This is a genomic window from Wenzhouxiangella sp. YN1 (genome assembly GCF_056324145.1).
This window is the reverse complement of sequence record NZ_JBJNIO010000147.1, coordinates 263,304-282,587: the sequence shown is the minus strand read 5'-3', so window position 1 is coordinate 282,587 and position 19,284 is coordinate 263,304. Positions and strand designations below refer to the sequence as shown.

The 19,284-nt window shown below is 65.5% G+C and carries 16 protein-coding genes; 6 read left to right on the top strand and 10 right to left on the bottom strand.

Annotation, left to right across the window (positions count from 1 at the left end; all coding sequences use genetic code 11):
* The first annotated feature begins 23 nt into the window (after nucleotides 1–23).
* On the top strand, nucleotides 24–974 hold the full coding sequence (gene dusB / locus ACEWQZ_RS08535; RefSeq protein ID WP_476482655.1) for a tRNA dihydrouridine synthase DusB: 951 nt from the start codon (nucleotides 24–26) through the stop codon (nucleotides 972–974).
* Here dusB and ACEWQZ_RS08530 read toward each other — a convergent pair.
* Entirely contained in the window at nucleotides 920–1,843 is a 924-nt protein-coding gene (locus ACEWQZ_RS08530) for an NAD-dependent protein deacetylase (protein ID WP_476482654.1), read from the bottom strand. The two genes, dusB and ACEWQZ_RS08530, sit on opposite strands and share 55 nt — an antisense overlap.
* An 887-nt stretch (nucleotides 1,844–2,730) precedes the next feature.
* On the opposite strand from ACEWQZ_RS08530, the gene hemB reads away from it, so the two are divergent.
* Nucleotides 2,731–3,720 carry a porphobilinogen synthase gene (gene hemB, locus ACEWQZ_RS08525; protein WP_476482653.1) on the top strand — a complete coding sequence of 330 codons (990 nt, stop codon included), beginning with the start codon at nucleotides 2,731–2,733 and terminating at the stop codon, nucleotides 3,718–3,720.
* Nucleotides 3,720–4,532, top strand: coding sequence for a shikimate dehydrogenase (aroE, locus tag ACEWQZ_RS08520; protein WP_476482652.1), 813 nt, complete (start codon nucleotides 3,720–3,722; stop codon nucleotides 4,530–4,532). The genes hemB and aroE overlap by 1 nt, the downstream gene beginning before the upstream one ends.
* A gap of 19 nt (nucleotides 4,533–4,551) precedes the next feature.
* On the opposite strand, the gene ACEWQZ_RS08515 is transcribed toward aroE, so the two are convergent.
* Genes ACEWQZ_RS08515 through lgt form a run of 5 tightly spaced genes read right to left on the bottom strand, consistent with a single transcriptional unit; the run spans nucleotide 4,552 to nucleotide 8,538 of the window.
* On the bottom strand, nucleotides 4,552–5,370 hold the full coding sequence (locus ACEWQZ_RS08515) for a symmetrical bis(5'-nucleosyl)-tetraphosphatase (RefSeq protein WP_476482651.1): 819 nt from the start codon (nucleotides 5,368–5,370) through the stop codon (nucleotides 4,552–4,554).
* On the bottom strand, nucleotides 5,367–6,275 hold the full coding sequence (locus tag ACEWQZ_RS08510) for a cation diffusion facilitator family transporter (protein ID WP_476482650.1): 909 nt from the start codon (nucleotides 6,273–6,275) through the stop codon (nucleotides 5,367–5,369). The genes ACEWQZ_RS08515 and ACEWQZ_RS08510 overlap by 4 nt, the downstream gene beginning before the upstream one ends.
* 47 nt (nucleotides 6,276–6,322) lie before the next feature.
* Complete coding sequence (locus ACEWQZ_RS08505) at nucleotides 6,323–6,832, bottom strand: dihydrofolate reductase (protein WP_476482649.1); 510 nt, start codon at nucleotides 6,830–6,832, stop codon at nucleotides 6,323–6,325.
* Between the two features lie 24 nt (nucleotides 6,833–6,856).
* Nucleotides 6,857–7,687, bottom strand: coding sequence for a thymidylate synthase (locus tag ACEWQZ_RS08500; RefSeq protein WP_476482648.1), 831 nt, complete (start codon nucleotides 7,685–7,687; stop codon nucleotides 6,857–6,859).
* Nucleotides 7,684–8,538, bottom strand: coding sequence for a prolipoprotein diacylglyceryl transferase (lgt, locus tag ACEWQZ_RS08495; protein ID WP_476482647.1), 855 nt, complete (start codon nucleotides 8,536–8,538; stop codon nucleotides 7,684–7,686). The genes ACEWQZ_RS08500 and lgt overlap by 4 nt, the downstream gene beginning before the upstream one ends.
* A 126-nt stretch (nucleotides 8,539–8,664) precedes the next feature.
* Here lgt and ACEWQZ_RS08490 point away from each other — a divergent pair, with 126 nt between their 5' ends.
* Genes ACEWQZ_RS08490 through ACEWQZ_RS08480 form a run of 3 tightly spaced genes read left to right on the top strand, consistent with a single transcriptional unit; the run spans nucleotide 8,665 to nucleotide 13,432 of the window.
* On the top strand, nucleotides 8,665–10,725 hold the full coding sequence (locus tag ACEWQZ_RS08490; protein ID WP_476482646.1) for a thioredoxin domain-containing protein: 2,061 nt from the start codon (nucleotides 8,665–8,667) through the stop codon (nucleotides 10,723–10,725).
* A 30-nt stretch (nucleotides 10,726–10,755) separates the two neighbouring features.
* Nucleotides 10,756–12,585, top strand: a complete 1,830-nt coding sequence (locus ACEWQZ_RS08485) for an SLC13 family permease (protein ID WP_476482645.1) — start codon at nucleotides 10,756–10,758, stop codon at nucleotides 12,583–12,585.
* Complete coding sequence (locus tag ACEWQZ_RS08480) at nucleotides 12,569–13,432, top strand: helical backbone metal receptor (RefSeq protein ID WP_476482644.1); 864 nt, start codon at nucleotides 12,569–12,571, stop codon at nucleotides 13,430–13,432. Before ACEWQZ_RS08485 ends, ACEWQZ_RS08480 begins: the two co-directional genes overlap by 17 nt.
* A gap of 15 nt (nucleotides 13,433–13,447) precedes the next feature.
* Here the strand turns inward: ACEWQZ_RS08480 and ACEWQZ_RS08475 are convergent, their stop codons facing one another.
* From ACEWQZ_RS08475 to ACEWQZ_RS08460, 4 genes are all read right to left on the bottom strand, one after another.
* Entirely contained in the window at nucleotides 13,448–14,119 is a 672-nt protein-coding gene (locus ACEWQZ_RS08475) for a Dph6-related ATP pyrophosphatase (protein ID WP_476482643.1), read from the bottom strand.
* A gap of 97 nt (nucleotides 14,120–14,216) precedes the next feature.
* Complete coding sequence (locus ACEWQZ_RS08470; RefSeq protein ID WP_476482642.1) at nucleotides 14,217–16,664, bottom strand: efflux RND transporter permease subunit; 2,448 nt, start codon at nucleotides 16,662–16,664, stop codon at nucleotides 14,217–14,219.
* A gap of 10 nt (nucleotides 16,665–16,674) precedes the next feature.
* Nucleotides 16,675–17,763, bottom strand: a complete 1,089-nt coding sequence (locus ACEWQZ_RS08465) for a WD40/YVTN/BNR-like repeat-containing protein (RefSeq protein WP_476482641.1) — start codon at nucleotides 17,761–17,763, stop codon at nucleotides 16,675–16,677.
* 67 nt (nucleotides 17,764–17,830) lie between these two features.
* Entirely contained in the window at nucleotides 17,831–19,258 is a 1,428-nt protein-coding gene (locus ACEWQZ_RS08460) for a DUF1329 domain-containing protein (RefSeq protein WP_476482640.1), read from the bottom strand.
* Between the last annotated feature and the right edge of the window lie 26 nt (nucleotides 19,259–19,284).

The window sequence follows — 19,284 nt, the reverse complement described above, 5'->3', positions numbered from 1 at the left end:
TGCCGGCACTCGGCCTGGCACCCATGGCGGGCGTAACCGACAAGCCGTTTCGGCTGTTGTGCCGCCAGCTCGGCGCCGATCTGGCCACGTCGGAGATGACCAGCTCCGATCCCTCGCTGTGGCATACCCGCAAATCGCGCGAGCGCATGGACCACGCCGGCGAACCCGGACCGGTGAGCGTACAGATTGCCGGCACCGTGCCCGAGCGCATGGCCGAGGCGGCGCGCTACAACGTCGACCACGGTGCCGAGATCATCGACATCAACATGGGCTGTCCGGCCAAGAAGGTCTGCAAGGCCTGGGCCGGGTCGGCCCTGATGCGCGACGAGAGGCTGGTCGCGCGCATTCTCGAAGCGGTAGTGGCCGCCGTCGAGGTGCCGGTCACGCTCAAGATCCGCACCGGCTGGGACGCAGACCAGCGCAACGGCCCCGCCATCGCGCGCATCGCCGAAGAATCCGGCGTTGCTGCCCTGGCCGTCCACGGCCGCACCCGCGATCAGAAATACACCGGCCGGGCCGAGTACGACACGATTGCACAGATCGTCTCGCAGCGGCGCATTCCGGTGTGGGCCAACGGCGACATCGACTCGCCGGAGCAGGCGCGTCGAGTGCTCGATTACACTGGCGCCGCCGGCCTGCTGATCGGTCGCGCGGCCCAGGGCCGACCCTGGATCTTCGGCGAGATCGCGCATTACCTGGCCACCGGCGAGCGCCTGCCCGAGCGACCGGTCAACGACGTGCGCGACATCCTGCTCGGACACCTCGAAGCCCTTTACGCTTTCTACGGCGAGAGCCGGGGCGTGCGCATCGCGCGCAAGCACCTGGGCTGGTACGCGAAAGATCGCCCTGAAAACGCCGGCTTTCGCCGAATCGTCAACCGCGCCGAATGCGCCCGGGATCAGCTCGAGCTGACGCGCAGCTACTTCGACGCGCTCGCCGAGGGCGTCGAGCCCGGGCTGTCGACGGCAGCCTGAAGCCCCACGGCAGCAGCCAGCGCAACCTCGCAGCCGCTGTCGACCTTGAAAGAAAGCAGCTCGTCGGCGCGCGTGCGGCCGCGGTTGACTGCGGCAATGGACAGACCGCGGGCGGCGGCCGCGCGCACCAGGCGAAAGGCCGAGCCGACCACCAGCGAACTGCCGGCGACAAGCACCGCCGAGGCCCGCGCCACGGCCGCGTCCACCGCCCGGCGCGTGGCCGGCGGCACGGTTTCGCCAAAAAACACCACCTGCGGCTTGAGCCGGCCGCCGCAGATGGCGCATTCAGCCACCGTAAAACCCGGCCACTCGGCCTCGTCAAGCCGCGCGTCGCCGTCAGCGTTGATGCCCTGCACCTCGGCCCTCCAGCCCTGATTGAGATCAGCCAGGCGCCGCTGCAGCTCCGCGCGGTCGCTGACCGCGCCGCAGTCAAGGCAGCACACGCGATCAAGCCGGCCGTGCAGCTCAACCAGGCGCTGCTGCCCCGCGCGCCGGTGGAGACCGTCGACGTTCTGCGTCACCACCCTTTCCAGCCGGCCAGCGCGCTCGAGCTCGACCAGCGCCCGGTGGGCAGCGTTGACTTGCGCGGCGGCCATGATCGGCCAGCCAAAAAAGCTGCGCGCCCAGTAGCGTCGCCGCGTGGACTCACAGCGCACGAAATCCTGATAAAGAATCGGCTGGCGCTGCAGCCAACGCCCGCTGCCGTCGCGGTAGGCGGGAATCCCCGAATGCGTGGAAATGCCGGCGCCGGTCAGCACCAGCAGGCGGTCGTTCGAACCGATGAACTCGGCCAGGCGCGCCACGTCTCCGGCCGGCACGTTAATCAGCTCGGCGGGGCGCATTTCAGGAATGCGAACTGAGGGTGACATGCTTGCGAGATTAGCATTTGCGCTGCAACGCTGCGCGAAGGGGTGGGGATTTCCTGCGTGATCGAGTGTTGACGTCACCGGTCACGGTGCGAGTTTCGACAATTCAAAATCAAAGTCAAAGGCGGTTTCGCCCGGGCCCGCTTCGCGGGGTCTTGCGGCGACTCACTTTTGTCAATTACGACAAAAGTAAGCAAAAACGCTCTCTAACTTCAAAGTCCCACGCTCGGTTACCTCGGGAGATGGGCGACTGTGGGGGCTGGCCCCTTCGGTGAGCGGGCTTCGCGAGTGCCCGGCTGGTCGCGTGGTGCCCGGGATGATTTCCGAAAATGGCCATGGGAGGGATCATGGGCTTGCGCTTGGGATGGGTTACACCTGGCGCTTTGCGCGCGCTGGCTGTGGGGAGCGGAGGCGATAGAGATGGAAGTCAGCCAAAGATCGCCGAGTGGCCAATCTCGCAGCCCGGAAGCCAGAAGCCATCCCAGCGCCATCCGAAGCCAACCGATCGAAGCCGGGCCGCCTTGGTGCCGGCTTCGCCCCATTGCAGCAATGGCCACCAGATCCTCCGACGGAGTGCTCGCGAAGGCACCGTCGCGAAGGGGCCAGCCCGCACAGCAAGCAAGTTCTGAGAAAAAGAGCGTGGGACTTTGACTTTCAAGCGCGCTTTTTCGTGCCTTTTTTCGCGCTGGAAAAAAGGTACCCGCCCAAAGAGCTTGCGAAGCAAGCCGGGCGGAATGCCTTTGACTTGTCGAGACCCGCGCAGCGGGCCTGCGGCGCCAGCGCCCAATCCACGGCTCACCCGTGAAATACCGCCCGGCATCGCCGGCAAACCACCAGAACAAACCCGTCAGCCCTATAATGGAGACACCCCAAAACCACCTTGATGGAACATGATTTTCCCAGCAACCCGCATGCGCCGCACGCGTGCCAGCGGCTTTGCCCGTGAACTCGCGCGCGAGACCCGGCTTTCGCCGGCCAACCTGATTCAGCCGGCTTTCGTGCTGGAAGACGCCAACGGCCGCGAGGCGGTCGATTCGATGCCGGGCATCGAGCGCGTCGGCCGCAATGGCCTGTTCGAGCTGGCCGAGCGCTGCCTGGCGGCCGGCATTCCGGCGATGGCGCTGTTTCCCGTCGTCGCGGCCGAAGACAAGAGCGAGGACGCCGCCGCGGCCTGGCGCGAGGACGGCCTCATCCCGGAAACCGTGCGCGCGCTCAAGGCGCGCTTTCCGGAGCTGGGCGTGATCACCGACCTGGCACTCGACCCCTATACCAGCCACGGTCTGGACGGCATCGCCGACGAAGACGGCTACGTACTCAACGATCGCACGGTCGACGTGCTGGTGCGCCAGGCCCTGGCCCATGCCGCCGCCGGTGCCGATGTCGTCGCCCCTTCGGACATGATGGACGGGCGCGTCGGCGCCATCCGCGAGCAACTCGAATCAGACGGCCACGTCAACACGCTGATTCTCAGCTACGCCGCCAAGTACGCGTCGAGCTACTACGGTCCGTTCCGCGACGCGGTCGGCTCGGCGGCCAGCCTGGGCAAGGCCGGCAAGGAAGGCTTTCAGATGGATCCGGCCAACAGCGACGAGGCGCTGCGCGAAGTGGAGCTCGACCTCGACGAGGGCGCCGACTGGGTGATGGTCAAGCCCGCCCTGCCCTACCTCGATGTCATCCGCAGGGTGCACGAGACCTTCGGTGTACCGACGTTTGCCTACCATGTCTCCGGCGAGTACGCCATGCTCAAGGCCGCCGTCGCCAACGGCTGGCTTGACAACGACAAGGTGCTGCTCGAGACCCTGATTGCCATGCGCCGCGCCGGCGCCAGCGGGATCCTCACCTACGCCGCACTGGAAGCCGCCGGGTTGATGATCGACTGATGAAAAGGCAAAGCCACAGGCTCGCGGTGTTCGGCCGGCCGGTGGCGCACAGCCTGTCGCCGCGCATTCATCGCCTGTTCGGCGACGCGCTCGGCATCGGGGTCGACTACACCGCCATCGAGGCGGGCATCGACGAGCTGCCCGATCGGCTGGCGGCGTTTCGAATTGAAGGCGGCACGGGTGCCAACCTGACCGTCCCGCTCAAGCAGGCCGGGCTGAAGCTGTGCACGGATATCGACCGCCCGGCTCGCCAGGCGCAGGCGGTCAACACCCTGCGCCTGGCCGAAGACGGCTGGCGGGGCTACAACACCGACGGCGCTGGGCTGCTGCTGGATCTAGACCGCCTGGGCATCGACCCGGCCGGGCGGCGCATTCTGATCGTTGGCGCCGGCGGCGCGGTGGCCGGCATTCTTGGCCCGCTGCTCGAGCATCAACCGACGGAAGTTGCCATTATCAACCGCACGCCCGAACGCGCCGCAGCGCTGGCGGGCAAGTTCGCTCACCTGGGCCCGATCACCGGCGGCGGGTTCGAGTCCGGCCCGGGGGGTCGGTTTGATCTGCTGATTCAGTCGACCAGCGCCGGTCACGACAGCGAGCTACCGCCGCTCGATCGAGGCTGGCTGACCAAAGACGCCACCACATACGATCTCAACTACGGCCCGGCGCACGAAGCCTTTGCGCGCTGGTGTCGCGACCGCAATCTGCGCGTCCACAGCGGATTCGGCATGCTGGTCGGCCAAGCGGCCCTGGCCTTCGAGATCTGGACGGGACAACGACCACCCCTTGCGCCGGTGCTCGAAGCGTTAGTGTAGCCCGCTGAGAAACACCGCTTCAGCGGCCCGGGCAATCGATGCTCTCGATCCGACGCTCCTCGCCTTCGATAACCAGGGCCGACAGCGCCCCGCCCCAGACGCAACCGCTGTCAAGGCAGACGACGCTGCCGTTGTCGTAAAGCCCGAGCCGCGACCAGTGGCCGAAAATCAGCGTCCAGCCCTGCCAGCCGGCATGCAGATGCTCATACCAGGGCGCAAAGCCGGCCGGTGCGCTGTCGGGATCACCCTTGTTGGCCAGGTGCAGGTGGCCGTCGGCGCTGCAAAAGCGCATGCGCGTCAGCGCGTTGGTGATGGTGCGCAAACGCTCGCCGTCCGGCAGACCGGCATGCCAGCGCGCGGGCTCATCACCGTACATATGGTTGAAAAACTGCTCAGGCGACTCGGACAGCGCTTGCTCAACCTCGGCGGCGCGGGCGCGGGCCTGTTGCGGCCCCCAACGAGGGTCGACGCCGGCGTGCACTAGCGCCAGCCCGGCCGGCTCATCAAACCACATCAGCGGGCAACGCCTGAGCCACGCGAGCAGCTCTTCTCTGCGGGCATCATTCAGGATGGCATCGAACTCGGGATTGGGCTTGCCCAACAGCCCACGCGCGTAAGCGAGCAGGTGCAGGTCGTGATTCCCCAGCACCGGGGTCAAGACCTCGCGCAGAGAGTGAACCAGGCGCAGGGTGGCCAGCGACTCGCCACCGCGGTTGACCAGATCGCCGGCCAGATACAGGCGATCGGCTGCCGGATCGAAACGCAGCCGCTCGAGCAGGCGCTCGAAGGGCTCGCGGCAGCCCTGCAGATCGCCAACGAAGATCTGCCGCGCTGTCATTCACGCCCTCGCCACGGTGCCACGCTGACCACGACGTCGAAGACCTCGGTCGACTCGCTCAGCAAGCGCTTGCGCACCGCCGCGGCAATGCGGTCGGCCGCATCGAGCGAGAGCCCGCCGTCGAGCAGGATGGAGACATCCATGACGATCTGGCCGCCCATCCGCCGGGTGCGCAGTTCACGAAAGCCGTGGACTTCGTCGACCGCCATGATGATGCTGCCGAGCTTCTTCTGCTCACCGCGCGAGACCCCGGTATCAACCAGCTCGACCAGCGCGTCGAAGGCAAAACGCCCGCCCATCCAGGCGACCGTGCCGGCGACGACAATCGCGGCGGCAGTATCCAGCCACAGATAACCGGCGCGCGTGCCGAGCAGGCCGGCAATGACGATGACCGACGAGAACGCATCGGAGCGGTGATGCCAGGCGTTGGCCATGATCAGGCTCGAGCGCGAGCGCTTCGCCACCGCCCGCGTGTACCAGAACAGCGCTTCCTTGATGCCCACCGAGCCGAGCGCCACCCACAGCGCCAGCCAGCCGGGCTGCAGCAGGCGCTCGGGCTCGAGCAGGCGCATCACCGCATCAGCGATGAAGCCGATGGCCACGGCCAGCAGCAGCACTCCGACAATGGCTGCCGCCACCGTCTCGATGCGGCCGTGACCGTAGGGATGATTGTGATCGGGCTCAATGGCGCCCCAGCGAGATGCCACCAGCACGACTGCATCACTGACCAGGTCAGAGAGCGAATGGATGCCGTCGACGATCAGCGCCTGCGACTGACCCGCCACGCCGGCAACGATCTTGCCCACCGCCAGCACAAGGTTCCACAGCGCGCCGACAATGGTGACGCGACGCTTGTCGGGCCAGTGCTCATCGACCTCGGCGCTGGAGCCAGATGCTGCTGCCATGTCTCGCAAAAGTTTCGGCGGGCCAGCCATTGTAGCTGCCGCGGAGATCAGCTGGGCGTAGCGGCCCGCTTGAAGGTCGCAAACACCAGGTTGTACGGATTGGACTGGTCGGCCGGCCGCGATCGCATCTTTGCCAACTGCCAATCCACTTCCGGCCATTCGGGAAACACCGTATCGCCGGTGATCACCGCATCGATCAGGGTCAGCTCCAGACGGTCGGCACGATCCAGCGCTTCACTATAAATCTGCCCGCCTCCGATCACCATGACCCGCGCGGCGCCGGCGCGGTCGATAGCCTCGTCCAGGCTCGCGGCCAGCAGTACGCCGTCGGGCAACTCAAGGCCGGAGCGACTGATCACGACGTTTGTCCGCCCCGGCAGCGGTCGACCGATGGACTCGAACGTCCGTCGCCCCATGACGATCGGAGAGCCCATCGTCACCGCCTTGAAGTGCTTCAGATCAGCCGGCAGGTGCCAGGGCATGCCGCCGTCGCGCCCGATGACGCGGTTTCTGGCCATTGCGGCCACCAGGGTGATTTCAGTCGCTTCTTGCTGCATCCAGTGCTCCAGCGTCAGGCCGTTCTAGACCGCGATCGGGGCGCAGATGGCCGGGTGGTAGCGATAGCCTTCCAGGCGAAAATCCTCGAAAGTGAAGTCGCTCAGCTGTCGCCGGGGCTTGATGTCCATGCGCGGCGCCGGAAACGGCTCGCGCGACAGCTGCTCGTCGACCTGCTCGAGGTGATTGAGATAGATGTGGGCGTCGCCGAAGGTGTGAATGAACTCGCCGGGCTTGAGGCCCGTGACCTGGGCGACCATCAGCGTGAGCAGCGAATAGCTGGCGATGTTGAAGGGCACGCCCAGAAAGCAGTCGGCCGAGCGCTGATAGAGCTGGCAGCTCAAGCGCCCGTCGGCAACGTGGAACTGGAACAGGCAGTGGCACGGCGCCAGCGCCATCCGGCCGGCGCGCGCGTTTTGCTGCGGCGAGATCGACTCATCGGGCAGGTCGGCCGGGTTCCAGGCGGTGACCACGTGGCGGCGCGAATCGGGGCGCTGGCGGATCTGTTCGACCACCTCGTCGAGCTGATCGATGGTGGCGCCGTCGGGCGTCGGCCAGCTGCGCCACTGGGTGCCGTAGATCGGCCCCAGACTGCCGCGCTCGTCGGCCCAGTCGTCCCAGATCTTCACGCCGTGTTCCCGGAGGTAGGCGATGTTCGTGTCGCCGCGCAGAAACCAGAGCAGCTCGTGGATGATCGAGCGCAGATGGAGTTTCTTGGTGGTCACCAGGGGGAAGGATTCCGCCAGGTCGAAGCGCAGCTGGTGGCCGAAGACGCTCAGCGTGCCGGTGCCGGTGCGATCGTCCTTGCGGCTGCCGTTGTCGCGCACGTGACGCAGCAGATCCAGATAGTTCTTCACGAGCGGCTCCGATAAGCCCAGGTCATCAGGGCCACGCCGGTGATGAACATCGGCAGCGACAGGATCTGACCCATGGTCATCCAGTCGAGGGCGACGAAACCCAGGTGCGCGTCCGGCTCGCGATAAAACTCGGCGATGAAGCGAAACACGCCGTAACCGACCAGGAAAGCACCGCCCACGGCGCCGACAGGCCGCGGCCGGGCCGAGTAGAGCCACAGGATCACGAACAGCGCCAGGCCCTCGAGCGCGGCCTGGTAGAGCTGAGACGGGTGGCGCGCGAACTCGTCGAGCGCGCCGGTCAGGTATTGTTCGTACAGGGTCGCAGAGCCGCGCCCGCCGGCCTGAATGGATCCGGGAAAGATCACCGCCCAGGGCACGTCGGTGGTGCGGCCCCAGAGCTCGCCGCCGATATAGTTGCCCAGACGCCCGGCGGCCAGACCGATGGGCACCAGCGGGGCCACGAAATCACCCAGGCGCAGAAAACCGCAGCCCAGATGGCGACCGTATGCCCAGATGGCGACCAGCACGCCGACCAGCCCGCCGTGGAAACTCATGCCCCCGTCGCGAATGCGAAACAGAAACAGCGGATCGGACAGCAGCTGGTCAAAACCGTAGAACAGCACGTAGCCCAGCCGCCCGCCGACGATCACGCCGACCACACCCCAGAACAGGAAGTCGCCGATTTGCTGCGGCTTCAGTGGCGCATCCTCACGCCGCGCGCGCAGACGGCCCAGCAGCCAGAAGGCGCCGAAGGCCACCAGGTACATCAGGCTGTACCAGTAGATGGCAAAGCCGCCGATCTCGATGGCCACCGGATCGATGCTGTGGAAATGGAAGTCGGACTGATTCATGGCGCCAGATTATCGCAGAAGACCACCCTGCAGTTGAACGCGGGATTCAACGGCGCACGGACACCGGCGAGCTGCCTCAGAGTCCGGCCGCAAGCGGCACCCGGCGTGATCCCTTACCATGACCGCATGAACCCGCAGCAGCCGCACAACCGACTGAACGATGCCCTTAGCCCCTACCTGCTTCAGCACGCCGGCAACCCGGTGGCCTGGCAGCCCTGGGATCGCGAGGCGCTGGCGATGGCGCGCACGCTCGACAAGCCGATTCTGCTGTCGATCGGCTACAGCGCCTGCCACTGGTGCCATGTGATGGCGCGCGAGTGCTTCGACAACGACGAGATCGCCGAGCGCATGAACGCCTACTTCGTCAACATCAAGGTCGACCGCGAGGAGCGCCCGGACCTCGATCACATCTATCAGCTTGCTCACCAGTTGCTCACGGGCCGTGGCGGCGGCTGGCCGCTGACCGTCTTTCTCGACCCGGCCAGCCACGCGCCGTTCTTTGCCGGCACCTATTTTCCGCCCGAGCCACGTCACGGCATGATTGCTTTCGGCGACCTGCTTGCGCGCATCCATCAGGTCTGGTCGACGCGCCGCGACGAGCTGCGCGCGCAGCATCTGCAGGTACAGGAAGCCCTGCAGGCCGTGGCCACGCCGCGGCCCGGCGGCGAGGCCGACCTGGAGTCGGCGCTGGAGTCATTCATCGCCGAGGCCGGCGCGCGCTTCGACCACGATAACGGCGGCTTCGGCACCGATGGTCCGAAATTCCCCCAGGCACCCCAGCTGGCCGCCCTGGCCGAGCTCGAAGGCGGCCAGCCGGCGCAGATGCTTGGCGACAGCCTCACGGCCATGGCGCGCCTGGGCCTGCACGACCAGCTCGGCGGCGGCTTTTTCCGCTACTGCGTCGACGCCGTCTGGGAGATTCCCCACTTCGAGAAGATGCTCTCCGACAACGCCCTGCTGCTGGGGCTGTACGCCCGCGCGGCCAGGCGCTGGCGGCGCGCGGACTTTGGCGCCGTGTGCGATCACCTGGTGGAGTGGCTCGAGCGCGAAATGAGTCTGGAGAGCGGCGGATTTGCCACCAGCCTGAATGCCGAAAGCGCCGACGGCGAGGGCGCCTATTACGTGTGGACGCGCAAGGAGGTGGCCGAGCGCCTGCCCACCGACGAGCAGGATCTGTTCAGCGCCCGTTTTGGCCTGGATGGCCCGCCCAATTTCGAAGGCGAAGCCTGGCATCTGGTCATGGCCCGCTCCACAGGCGAGCTGGTCGATGAAGGCCTCGACGAAGGCGAGATCGGACGCCGTATCGAATCGGCGCGCAGCCGCCTGCTCAAGGCCAGATCGGAGCGCCCGGCACCGAGCCGCGACGACAAGATGCTGGCCAGCTGGAACGGGCTGATGATCGAAAATCTGGCCGCCGCCGGCCGGCTGCTCGGACGTGAAGGCTGGCGCGAGCGCGCGGCGAAGGCTCTTGACAGCGTGGCGGTGAACCTGTTCGGCCAGGAACCCCCACGAGCGGTCTGGCGCAATGGACGCAGCGCCCAGACCGCGCTGCTCGACGAACATGCCAACGTGCTGGTCGCCTGCCTGGAACTGCTTTCCTGGCGCTTCGAGATTCGCTGGCTCAATCTCGCCCGGCGCATCGGGCAGCGCATCGTCGAGCAGTTCGTCGACGAAGCCAGCGGCGCGCTGCATCTGACGCCGCGCGATCATGAGCACCTGCTGACCCGACCGCTGGCGCACGCCGACGACGCGACGCCGGCGGGCGCCGGCCAGGCGGCCATCGGCATGAGCAGGCTCGGCCAGCTGTGTGGCGAGCCGGGGCTGATCGATGCCGCGCACCAGGCCATTGCGGCGGCCCGCGGCGATATCGCGCGCTCGGCCCTGGCGCACGCGACCTTGCTGCGCGCCTGGCGCATCCTGGAGCACCCACCGCCGCAGATCATGCTGGCCGGCCCCGCTGACCCGGTGGCCGAGTGGCAGCGCCAGCTGGCGGCCACGAACCGCTGCGAGGTCTACCGCCTGCCCGCCGGGCTGGCCGTCGAGGACCTGCCCCAATTGCTCAGACCGCTGGCCGACGAAGAACGGGCCACCGCCATGATCTGCCTGGGGCAGCGCTGTCTGGCGCCGGTACATTCTTTCGAGGCCATCGAGTCGCAGCTGGCCGAGGCCGATGGCTGGCATTCCTGAGCAGGCGTTTGCGCGTAAAATCGGCTGACCATGAGCTTCGCCCTGCCCAATTATCACGCCCTTGGCGTGCTGCTGCTGTTGCTGCTGGCGCTGGTGCTGTTCTCGCGCGATCGTATTCCGCTCGAGACCAGCTCGCTGGTAGTGCTGGCCATTCTCACCATCGGATTCCAGATCTTCCCCTATGTCGGCCCGGACGGGCGCGAGCTCAGCCCCACCGACTTCTACGCCGGCTTCGGTCATCAGGCCCTGATCGCGGTGTGTGCCCTGATGATTCTCGGCCACGGCCTGATCCGCTCCGGCGCGCTGGAACCGGTAGGCCGCGGCCTGGCGATTTCCTGGCGCAAGGCGCCCAAGCTGTCAATGCTCGCCACGCTGCTGATCTGCGCGGTGCTGAGCGCTTTCATCAACAACACGCCGATCGTGGTCATGCTGCTGCCGATCCTCATCGGCGTGGCGATTCGCACCAAGCAGTCGCCCTCGGCGCTGCTGCTTCCCGTGGGCCTGATCAGTATCGTCGGCGGCATGTCGACCACCATCGGCACCTCCACCAACCTGCTGGTCGTGTCGGTGGCTGCCGACATGGGCGTGGCGCCCTTTCGCATGTTCGACTTCATCGTGCCGGCCGCCATCGCCGGCGCGATATCGGTGCTCTACCTGTGGCTGGTGGCGCCGCGGCTGATACCCGAGCGACCGGTGCCGATGCAGTCGACGGTCAAACGGCTGTATACCGCCCAGATCCGCCTGGGCAAGTCCAGCGAAGCGGTGGGCAAGACCCTGGCCGTGGCGATCGAGCGCTGCAGCGGCAATCTCAAGGTCGAAAAGATTCAGCGCGGGCCCGGCGTGTTCGTCACGCCGCTGCCGGATGTGACCCTCAAGGCCGGTGATCGCATCACCACCACCGATACCCGGGACAACCTGAGGGAGTTTGCCCACCTGCTCGGCGGCCGGCTTTTTTCGGGTGACGTGGAGGTCAACGACAATCACCCGCTGGGTCCGGGCGACCACAAGATCGCCGAAGTGGCGGTCACGCCGCAGTCCAGGCTGGTGGGCTCGCGCATCAGCGAGGCGCGGCTGCTGTCGCGTTACGGTCTCAGGCTGCTGGCCCTGCACCGCTACAACCGCGAGAACCAGACCCGCTCGACCGGCCTGGACAACACCGTGCTCAGATCAGGCGACGTACTGCTGGTGCAGTCACCCGGCGCGCGTCTGAACAAGCTCAAGGAAGGCGGCGACCTGCTGGTACTCGACGGCTCGGTCAACCTGCCCAAGACCTCCAAGGCGCCGCTGGCCCTGAGCATCATGGCGCTGGTGGTTGTCGTCGCCGCCACCGGCATCCTGCCGATCGCCATCAGCGCGGTGGCGGGTGTGCTGACCATGTTGCTCACGCGCTGCCTGAACTGGAAGGAGGCAATGAATGCGCTGTCCATTCAGGTGGTGATGATCATCGTGGCCTCGCTGGCGCTGGGCGCGGCGCTGATGCGCACTGGCGGCGCCGACTGGCTGGCGCAGATCCTTCTGGCGGTCAGCTTCGGGATTCCGTCCTGGGCGATCCTGGGCCTGTTGATGCTGGCGATGGCGGCGCTGACCAACGTGGTGTCCAACAACGCTGCGGCGGTGATCGGCACACCGATTGCCATCAGCCTGGCCCAGCAGCTGATGCTGCCGGCCGAGCCTTTTGTGCTGGCGGTGCTGTTCGGCTCCAATTTGAGCTTTGCCACACCCATGGCCTATCAGACCAACCTGCTGGTCATGAATGCCGGCGGCTACAAATTCAACGACTTCGTGCGCGTCGGATTGCCATTGATGCTGGTACTGTGGGTTGTTCTCACACTGACGCTGTCGTATGCCTACCAGATCTAGACCGCTGCTGACGAGCCTGGCGCTGGCGGCGCTGCTGCTGACCTGCTCCGTGGCCAGCGCCGGAAACCGGCCGCGCGTGATCACGCTGGCGCCGCATCTGACCGAGCTGGTGTTCACTGCCGGCGCCGGCGACACGCTCGTCGGCGTGGTCGACTACAGTGACTGGCCCGAACAGGCGCGCGAACTGCCGCTGATCGGCGACGCCTTCCGCTTCGACATGGAGACCATTCTTGGCCTGGATGTCGATCTGGCGCTGGCCTGGACGGGCGGCACGCCGGCAGCGGTCGGCGACCGACTCGAGCAGTTGGGCATCGAGGTAATGTGGCTCGGTACGCGAACCCTGACCGACATCGCCCGCGCTCTGACCCGGATCGGCAACCGCCTGGGATCAGCCGATCAGGCGAGGACGGCGGCAGCGGATTTTCGCGCCGAACTTGAAGCACTGCGTTCCGACCACAAGGCCGACAGCGATGTGGCGATCTTTTACCAGGTGTCGGCGCGGCCGCTGTTCACGCTCGGCAAGACGCATGTCATTACCCAAGTTTTCGAGGCTTGCGGCGCTCGCAACGTCTTCGACGACCTCGACACCGAAGCCGCCTCGATCGATCGTGAAGCCGTCATTGCGCGCACGCCTGAACTGATCATCGCCAGCCTGCCGGAATCCGGCGAAGACCCGCTGACGATCTGGCGCGGCACCCGCATGGTGGAAGAGGGCCAGACCCGGCTGGAGGCAGTCGAACCCGAACGCCTGGTGCGCCCCACGCCGCGCATCGTCGAAGGCATTCGCTACGTCTGCGGCCTGGTGGAACAGCTGGAAGCCGACAGCGAAACGAGACCGAGCGACTGAGCCGCCGGTTCGGGCTCAGCCGAGCTCCAGATCCAGCATCAGGAAACGTTCGTGCGTCAACACGCGACGGCCGGGCGTCACCTCCAGCGGCGCGGCAAATCCCGGCCCGTTGCACACGAAAGTGTGGAATTCGCCGTTTTCCCCGCAGGGATCGACCCCGGCCGGCAGCGCGGCCAGCAGCTCGTCATCAAGGGGCGCGCCCAGCAGCGTCTCGGGCAGATGCCAGGTATCGACGCAGACGATAACCACGCGCCATGGCGGGCGTGCCAGGGTTCGGGCCAGCTCGTCGGTGGGCGTGTGCCAGATCGGGAAAACAACCTCCCAGCCCATGCCGTCAAAGCTCTGCTCGCGCCACTGCCGCATGTCGTCAAGCGCCAGATCCCCGCAGGCAATCGTATCGATGCCCCGCTCCAGAAAGGGCTGCAGACCCGCAGCCATGCGCTTTTCATATTCCTGGTTGTCGCAACCGTCGGGCAGGCCAATGACGGTCAGCGGCAAGCCGAGCACTTCGGCCTGCTTGCGCAGCACCGTATCGGAAGTGCCGTGCATTGCCACCCGGCCGTTGCCTGCGTTGACGGTGGTGATCAGCGCTTCGACTCGCCATGCCGGATCGCGCCGGAGCTTGTCGAGCATGTACAGGCTGTCCTTGCCGCCGGAGGACAGCACAACCAACGGTCGGCGACTCATGCCCGAACCGCGTCCATGGTCAATGCGTGCAGCAAAGCCCGGGGACGGGCTTGTCCTGCACTGTCGTCACTGCCTGCGGTGGTGTCGCTGTTGTTCATCATGGCTTGCCGGGCTTTTCCTTCCAGCCCAGCAGCACGCGCGCCAGCGCCGGCAGCAGCAGCATGGCGCCGATCATGTTGAAGATGAACATGAAGGCCAGCAGCAGCCCCATGTCGGCCTGGAGCTGCAGGTCGGAAAACAGCCAGGTGCCCACGCCGACGGCCAGGGTGACCGCAGTGTAGAACACCGCACGGCCGGTCAGACGCAGGGTGCGGTAGTAGGCGTCGTCCAGACCGATACCCGCGTCCAGGAAGCTCTTCATCCGGCTGAAGATATAGATGCCGTAGTCGACACCGATACCAACACCCAATGCGACCACTGGCAGCGTGTTGACCTTCAGGCCGATGCCCATGAAAGCCATCAGCGAATAGGCCAGATAACTGACCAGCACCAGCGGCAGCACGATGCACAGGGTGCCAAGCACGCTGCGGAAGGTGATCAGGCAAAGCACGACGATCGCGCTGTAGACGTAGAGCAGCATCGGCGTGCGAGCTGCCGCCACTTCCTGATTGGTGGCCGCCATCACGCCGACGTTGCCGGTCGCCAGCCTGAACACCAGCGGTGGATGCTCACCGTTTTCGGGCCAGTTGCCGTGGGCCGCCTGGCCGACGGACTGATAACCGAGTTCCTCGATGCGGATCTCTTCCTGAAGCTGGTGCGCCCGTTCAACCACGCGGTCGATGGTTTCGGCCTTGTGATCTTCGGTGAAGATCATGACCGGCATGGCGCTACAGTCACGGTTGAGCAGCCCGCTGTCGGTCGGGATATTCTGGGTGGTCAGGGCGAGCGCATACTTGTCGCGCGGGAGAATCTGCCAGCGCAGGTTGCCTTCGTTCCACCCGGCATTGACCTGTTTGGCGGCCATTGGCAGCGTCATCACGCGCTGCACGCCTTCGACATTGCGCATATGCCAACCGAAACGATCGATCGCCTCCATGATCTCGTGTGACTCGGTGCAGGCGTTGGCCTCGGTCTGGGCAATGATGTTGATCACGTCCGTGCCCAGAGAGAAGTGCTCCTGGATGGCGCGGGCGTCACGATTGTAGCGGGCGTCGTCGCGCAGTTCGGGCACCCCCGCTTCGGAGTCACCGATCTGCATGTCTTGTGATTTGACCCAGGCGCCGGCGAACAGGACGATGCCGGCAATCACCGCAAACACGGCCACGCCGCGCTGCGTGAACCGGGCCATGAAGTCCCAGATGGCGCTTGGCTTCTGGCTGCTTTCGTACTGGCGCCGGCGCATCCTGTCTTCATTGCGCAGCCGCACGTACGACAGCAGCACCGGCAGCAGAACCAGGTTGGTCAGGATGATCACGGCCACGCCGATGCTGGCGGTGATGGCCAGCTCCTGGATCATCTTGATTTCAATCAACAGGATGGTGAGAAAGCCGATGGTGTCGCTCAGCAGCGCGATCGCGCCCGGAGCGAGCAGGCGGGCAAATACTGCCTTGGATGCTTCCAGGCTGGAAACCGGCTGAATCTGCTCGAGCGGAATGCCTTCCTGGACCAGACCGATCGGCGAATGCCCGCCAAAGAGCTTCTCTGCGTTCCAGCCGCTGATCATCTGCACGCCATGACTGACGCCGATGGCAAAGATCAGAAACGGCGTGAGAATGTTCATCGGGTCGATCCCGAAGCCGATGACATTGAGCAGGCCCAGCTGCCAGATGACCGCGGTGACCGAGCATACCAGCGGCAGCACGGTCAGCCACACGGAACGTGAATAGAGCAGCAGCAGCCCTGCGGTAATCAGGAAAGCCAGACCGAAGTACAGCACCACCCCGCGTGCACCATCGGCAACGTCGCCGACAATCTTCGCAAAGCCGATGATGTGCACCACCTGCGCTTCATTTTCGTAGCGCGAGCGGATCTCTTCCAGCGCACTGGCAACGCGCTGGTAGTCGAGCTTTTCCCCGGTCTCGGGGTTTTCCTCGAGCAGATTGGCCCACACCATCGCGCCAGAGAAATCCTCGGCCACCAGGCGCCCGACCTCGCCGGACTTGATGATGTTCGAGCGGACCTTCTCGAGCATTTCCGGCGAGGGCGCAAAGTCCGCCGGAATGACGTTGCCGCCGGCAAAGCCGTCTTCCACCACCTCGACGAAGCGCACGTTGGGGGTGAAGATCGAGCGCCCCGACGAGCGGTCCACGCCGGGCACGTACAGCACGTCTTCGCTGAGCTGCTCGAAGGCGCGGAAGAACTCGGGCGTGAACATGTCGCCCTTGCGGTCGATCAGGGCCACCATGATGCGATTGGCGCCGCCGAAAGTCTCCTCGTAGTCGAGGAAGGTCTGCATGTACGAATGCTCCAGCGGCAGCTGCTTCTTGAAGCCGGCATCGACGCGCAGCTGCAGGCTGTAGTAAACCATCGCCGCCGTGCCGAGAACGAACAGCAGCAGGATCAGCGGGCGAACGCTGAACACGGCATCGGCAATGCGACGTGTCATGGAAGGAGTGTCATTCATGGGTCAGTCCGTTGTCTCCAGCCAGGATCATGTCGCCGCTGTCGCCGAACACGAGCGCGGCATAGTCGCTGCCGAGGCGATCCTGGGATACCGCAAAGCTTCCGGCTTCCGGATCGTAGGCAAGCACGGTCGCGCCAGTTCCCACCATCACGACCCGACCGTCCGGGCTGACGGCGCCACCAAGCAGCGTGGCCTCGACACCGGACTCGAGTTCCTGCCAGCTGTCGCCGTAGTCATCCGAAAGCTGCACGTTGCCGCGCAAGCCGAAGGCAATGATGCCATTACCGGCGGGCAACAGACCGAACATCGAGCCGGGATAGGGAAACCGGAAGCTCTCCCAGGTCTGGCCACCGTCGTCGCTCCGAAAGCCGTAACCGGACTCGGCGGCCAGCATCAGGCGCCCGTCATCGAGCGCAAGGATAGCGTTGAGATGGCACTCCATGAACTCGTAGCAGCCGCGATCGAAGTCCTGCGATGCGTCGTAATAGGCATCGCTGGCACTGCCCGCGGGCTCGGCGGCGTCGTCTGCCCGCTGTTCGGATCCGGGGTGCTCCCAGTTGATGGCCTCGGAAACCATCGCGTCTTCCATATGCGACACCGTCCAGTTCTGCCCGCCGTCCCGGGTATGCATGATCAACCCATAGGCGCCGATGGCCAGGCCCTGGCGGGCATCGAAAAAGTGCACGTCGAGCAGCGGCTGTTCGGAAATCGGGCCATCCCAGAGAGGCATGAAGTATTGCAGCTCCCAGGTGTTGCCGAAATCGCTGCTGTGGATGATGGTGGTGTCATGGCCCACTGCCCAGAGCTGGCCGTTGCTGAACGCCACTCGGGTGAGCGTCGAACGCACGGGCACATGCTCGGCCTGGGTCCAGTCCCTGCCATTGGGGGAGGTGAGCACGTGCCCCCTGGCGCCGACGGCAACATGGCGTTCGCCGGCGCGGATCACATCGAGTATCAACGACTCATCGGCCAGGGGCACGCGCTCCGCCGGTTCGGGCTCGATGACTTGAGGCGTTTCCTGAGCGCAGGTGAGTACCGGCAGCAACAGCAGCGCCAGGGCGATCAGCTTGAAGTGATTCATGTTCGCGAACCCCGAGACACAAGGACCGGCGCACGGCCGGCCCTTGCGTTTGCAACGATGACTGCAATCAGCGCCGACCGCGCACGCGCAGCGCCTGCGGCGTGTAGTCTCGCGGCGACAGTTCGAGTCCGAACTGCATCACGGGATCCTGATTGTTCACGCCATTGACGATATAGCGTCCATTCTGAAGATCGACCGTCGACTCCAGCGTTGGCGTCATCAGCGGCTGATCGTAGTAGTTGATCGGGTGCGCTTCCGACACACGCCACAGATCGCCACGCTGGTCATAGTGCTCGATCATCAGGATCTGGTAGGTGTCTTCGTCGATATAGAAGGTGCGCCGCGGATGGATATGCCGCGTGCCCTCGCGAATGGTGGCTTCCACCACCCACACGCGATGCAGTTCATAGCGCAGATGCTCGGGGTTGAGGTGGCCGGGCATGATCAGATCATCGGCGGTCAGATCAGCGCTGTGGGCCTTGTAGGAGTTGTAGGGAACGTACATTTCGCGCTTGTCGACCAACTCGAAGTCATAGCGGTCCATCGCGCCGTTGAACATGTCGGTCATGTCGCTGGTGCGCTGGCCGTCGGCTGCCGTACCCGGGTTGTCGTAGGCCACGTTGGGTGCCCGACGCACGCGGCGCTGCCCGGGGTTGTAGACCCAGGCCTGGCGCGGTTTCTTGATCTGGTTGAGCGACTCGTGCACCAGCAGGATGTTGCCGGCCAGGCGCGCCGGCGATTCGACTTCCTGGAAGAAATACAGCAGCACGTTGTCGATGTCATCGATCGTCATGCCTTCCTTGAAGTACAGGCCGAGGATCTCTTCGCGAATCTTGATCATCGTGTAGCTGCCGCCGGCGGTCGGCACCACCTGGTTCCAGTAGCGGATGCTGCCGGCCGTCTTGTACTTCATCTTGTGGTTCCACATCAGCTCACGCGCATTCTGCGGCAGCGGAAACGGGTAACCTTCGGCGACGTCGGCAACGCCTTCACCGTTGGCGACCAGGCGGCCGGTTTCGGCATTGCGGGCGGTCATTTCATAAATGCGTTCCGGGAAGGACGCGCTGCGGCGGGTGGGGTAGACCTCCATGTAGAAGGTATCCGGATAGCGCTCGAAGATCGCTTCCTGACCGGGTGAGAGATAGTCGCTGTGCTCGCGGTAGTTCTGCCCGGTAATGCGAAGCCGCGGCTCGTCGGCGGCAAAAGGGTCGGGATGGCGATCGCCCGGGGTATAACCTTCGGGCCAGTCAGCCCGCGTCAGGCCACCGTCCCACTCGGGAATGGTGCCTTCGGCGTTACCCGCCACGGGCGCACCCATGGGCGTGAGGTCCTGGCCCAGTCGGGCGATGTTTTCCGGCGTTTTCGGGATCACTGCATCGATATCTGCCGTGCCGATGTTGGCATCCTGGTCGGCACCGGGTTGCTGGGCCGTCACGCTGCCGGCCAGGGTCATCATGCCGGTCAGTGCCAGGATTGCAGGGGTTAGCTTGTGCATTCGATTGGCCTCTTGCTTTGGGAGCA

What these genes read in the sequence shown, in the direction of transcription:
- ACEWQZ_RS08480 (WP_476482644.1), top strand. Translation starts at nt 12,569, where the DNA reads ATGCCTACCAGATCTAGACCGCTGCTGACGAGCCTGGCGCTGGCGGCG.
- aroE (WP_476482652.1), top strand. Translation starts at nt 3,720, where the DNA reads ATGAAAAGGCAAAGCCACAGGCTCGCGGTGTTCGGCCGGCCGGTGGCG.
- ACEWQZ_RS08470 (WP_476482642.1), bottom strand. Translation starts at nt 16,664, where the DNA reads ATGACACGTCGCATTGCCGATGCCGTGTTCAGCGTTCGCCCGCTGATC.
- ACEWQZ_RS08490 (WP_476482646.1), top strand. Translation starts at nt 8,665, where the DNA reads ATGAACCCGCAGCAGCCGCACAACCGACTGAACGATGCCCTTAGCCCC.
- lgt (WP_476482647.1), bottom strand. Translation starts at nt 8,538, where the DNA reads ATGAATCAGTCCGACTTCCATTTCCACAGCATCGATCCGGTGGCCATC.
- ACEWQZ_RS08515 (WP_476482651.1), bottom strand. Translation starts at nt 5,370, where the DNA reads ATGACAGCGCGGCAGATCTTCGTTGGCGATCTGCAGGGCTGCCGCGAG.
- ACEWQZ_RS08475 (WP_476482643.1), bottom strand. Translation starts at nt 14,119, where the DNA reads ATGAGTCGCCGACCGTTGGTTGTGCTGTCCTCCGGCGGCAAGGACAGC.
- dusB (WP_476482655.1), top strand. Translation starts at nt 24, where the DNA reads ATGGCGGGCGTAACCGACAAGCCGTTTCGGCTGTTGTGCCGCCAGCTC.
- ACEWQZ_RS08485 (WP_476482645.1), top strand. Translation starts at nt 10,756, where the DNA reads ATGAGCTTCGCCCTGCCCAATTATCACGCCCTTGGCGTGCTGCTGCTG.
- ACEWQZ_RS08460 (WP_476482640.1), bottom strand. Translation starts at nt 19,258, where the DNA reads ATGCACAAGCTAACCCCTGCAATCCTGGCACTGACCGGCATGATGACC.
- ACEWQZ_RS08465 (WP_476482641.1), bottom strand. Translation starts at nt 17,763, where the DNA reads ATGAATCACTTCAAGCTGATCGCCCTGGCGCTGCTGTTGCTGCCGGTA.
- ACEWQZ_RS08505 (WP_476482649.1), bottom strand. Translation starts at nt 6,832, where the DNA reads ATGCAGCAAGAAGCGACTGAAATCACCCTGGTGGCCGCAATGGCCAGA.
- ACEWQZ_RS08510 (WP_476482650.1), bottom strand. Translation starts at nt 6,275, where the DNA reads ATGGCAGCAGCATCTGGCTCCAGCGCCGAGGTCGATGAGCACTGGCCC.
- hemB (WP_476482653.1), top strand. Translation starts at nt 2,731, where the DNA reads ATGATTTTCCCAGCAACCCGCATGCGCCGCACGCGTGCCAGCGGCTTT.
- ACEWQZ_RS08530 (WP_476482654.1), bottom strand. Translation starts at nt 1,843, where the DNA reads ATGTCACCCTCAGTTCGCATTCCTGAAATGCGCCCCGCCGAGCTGATT.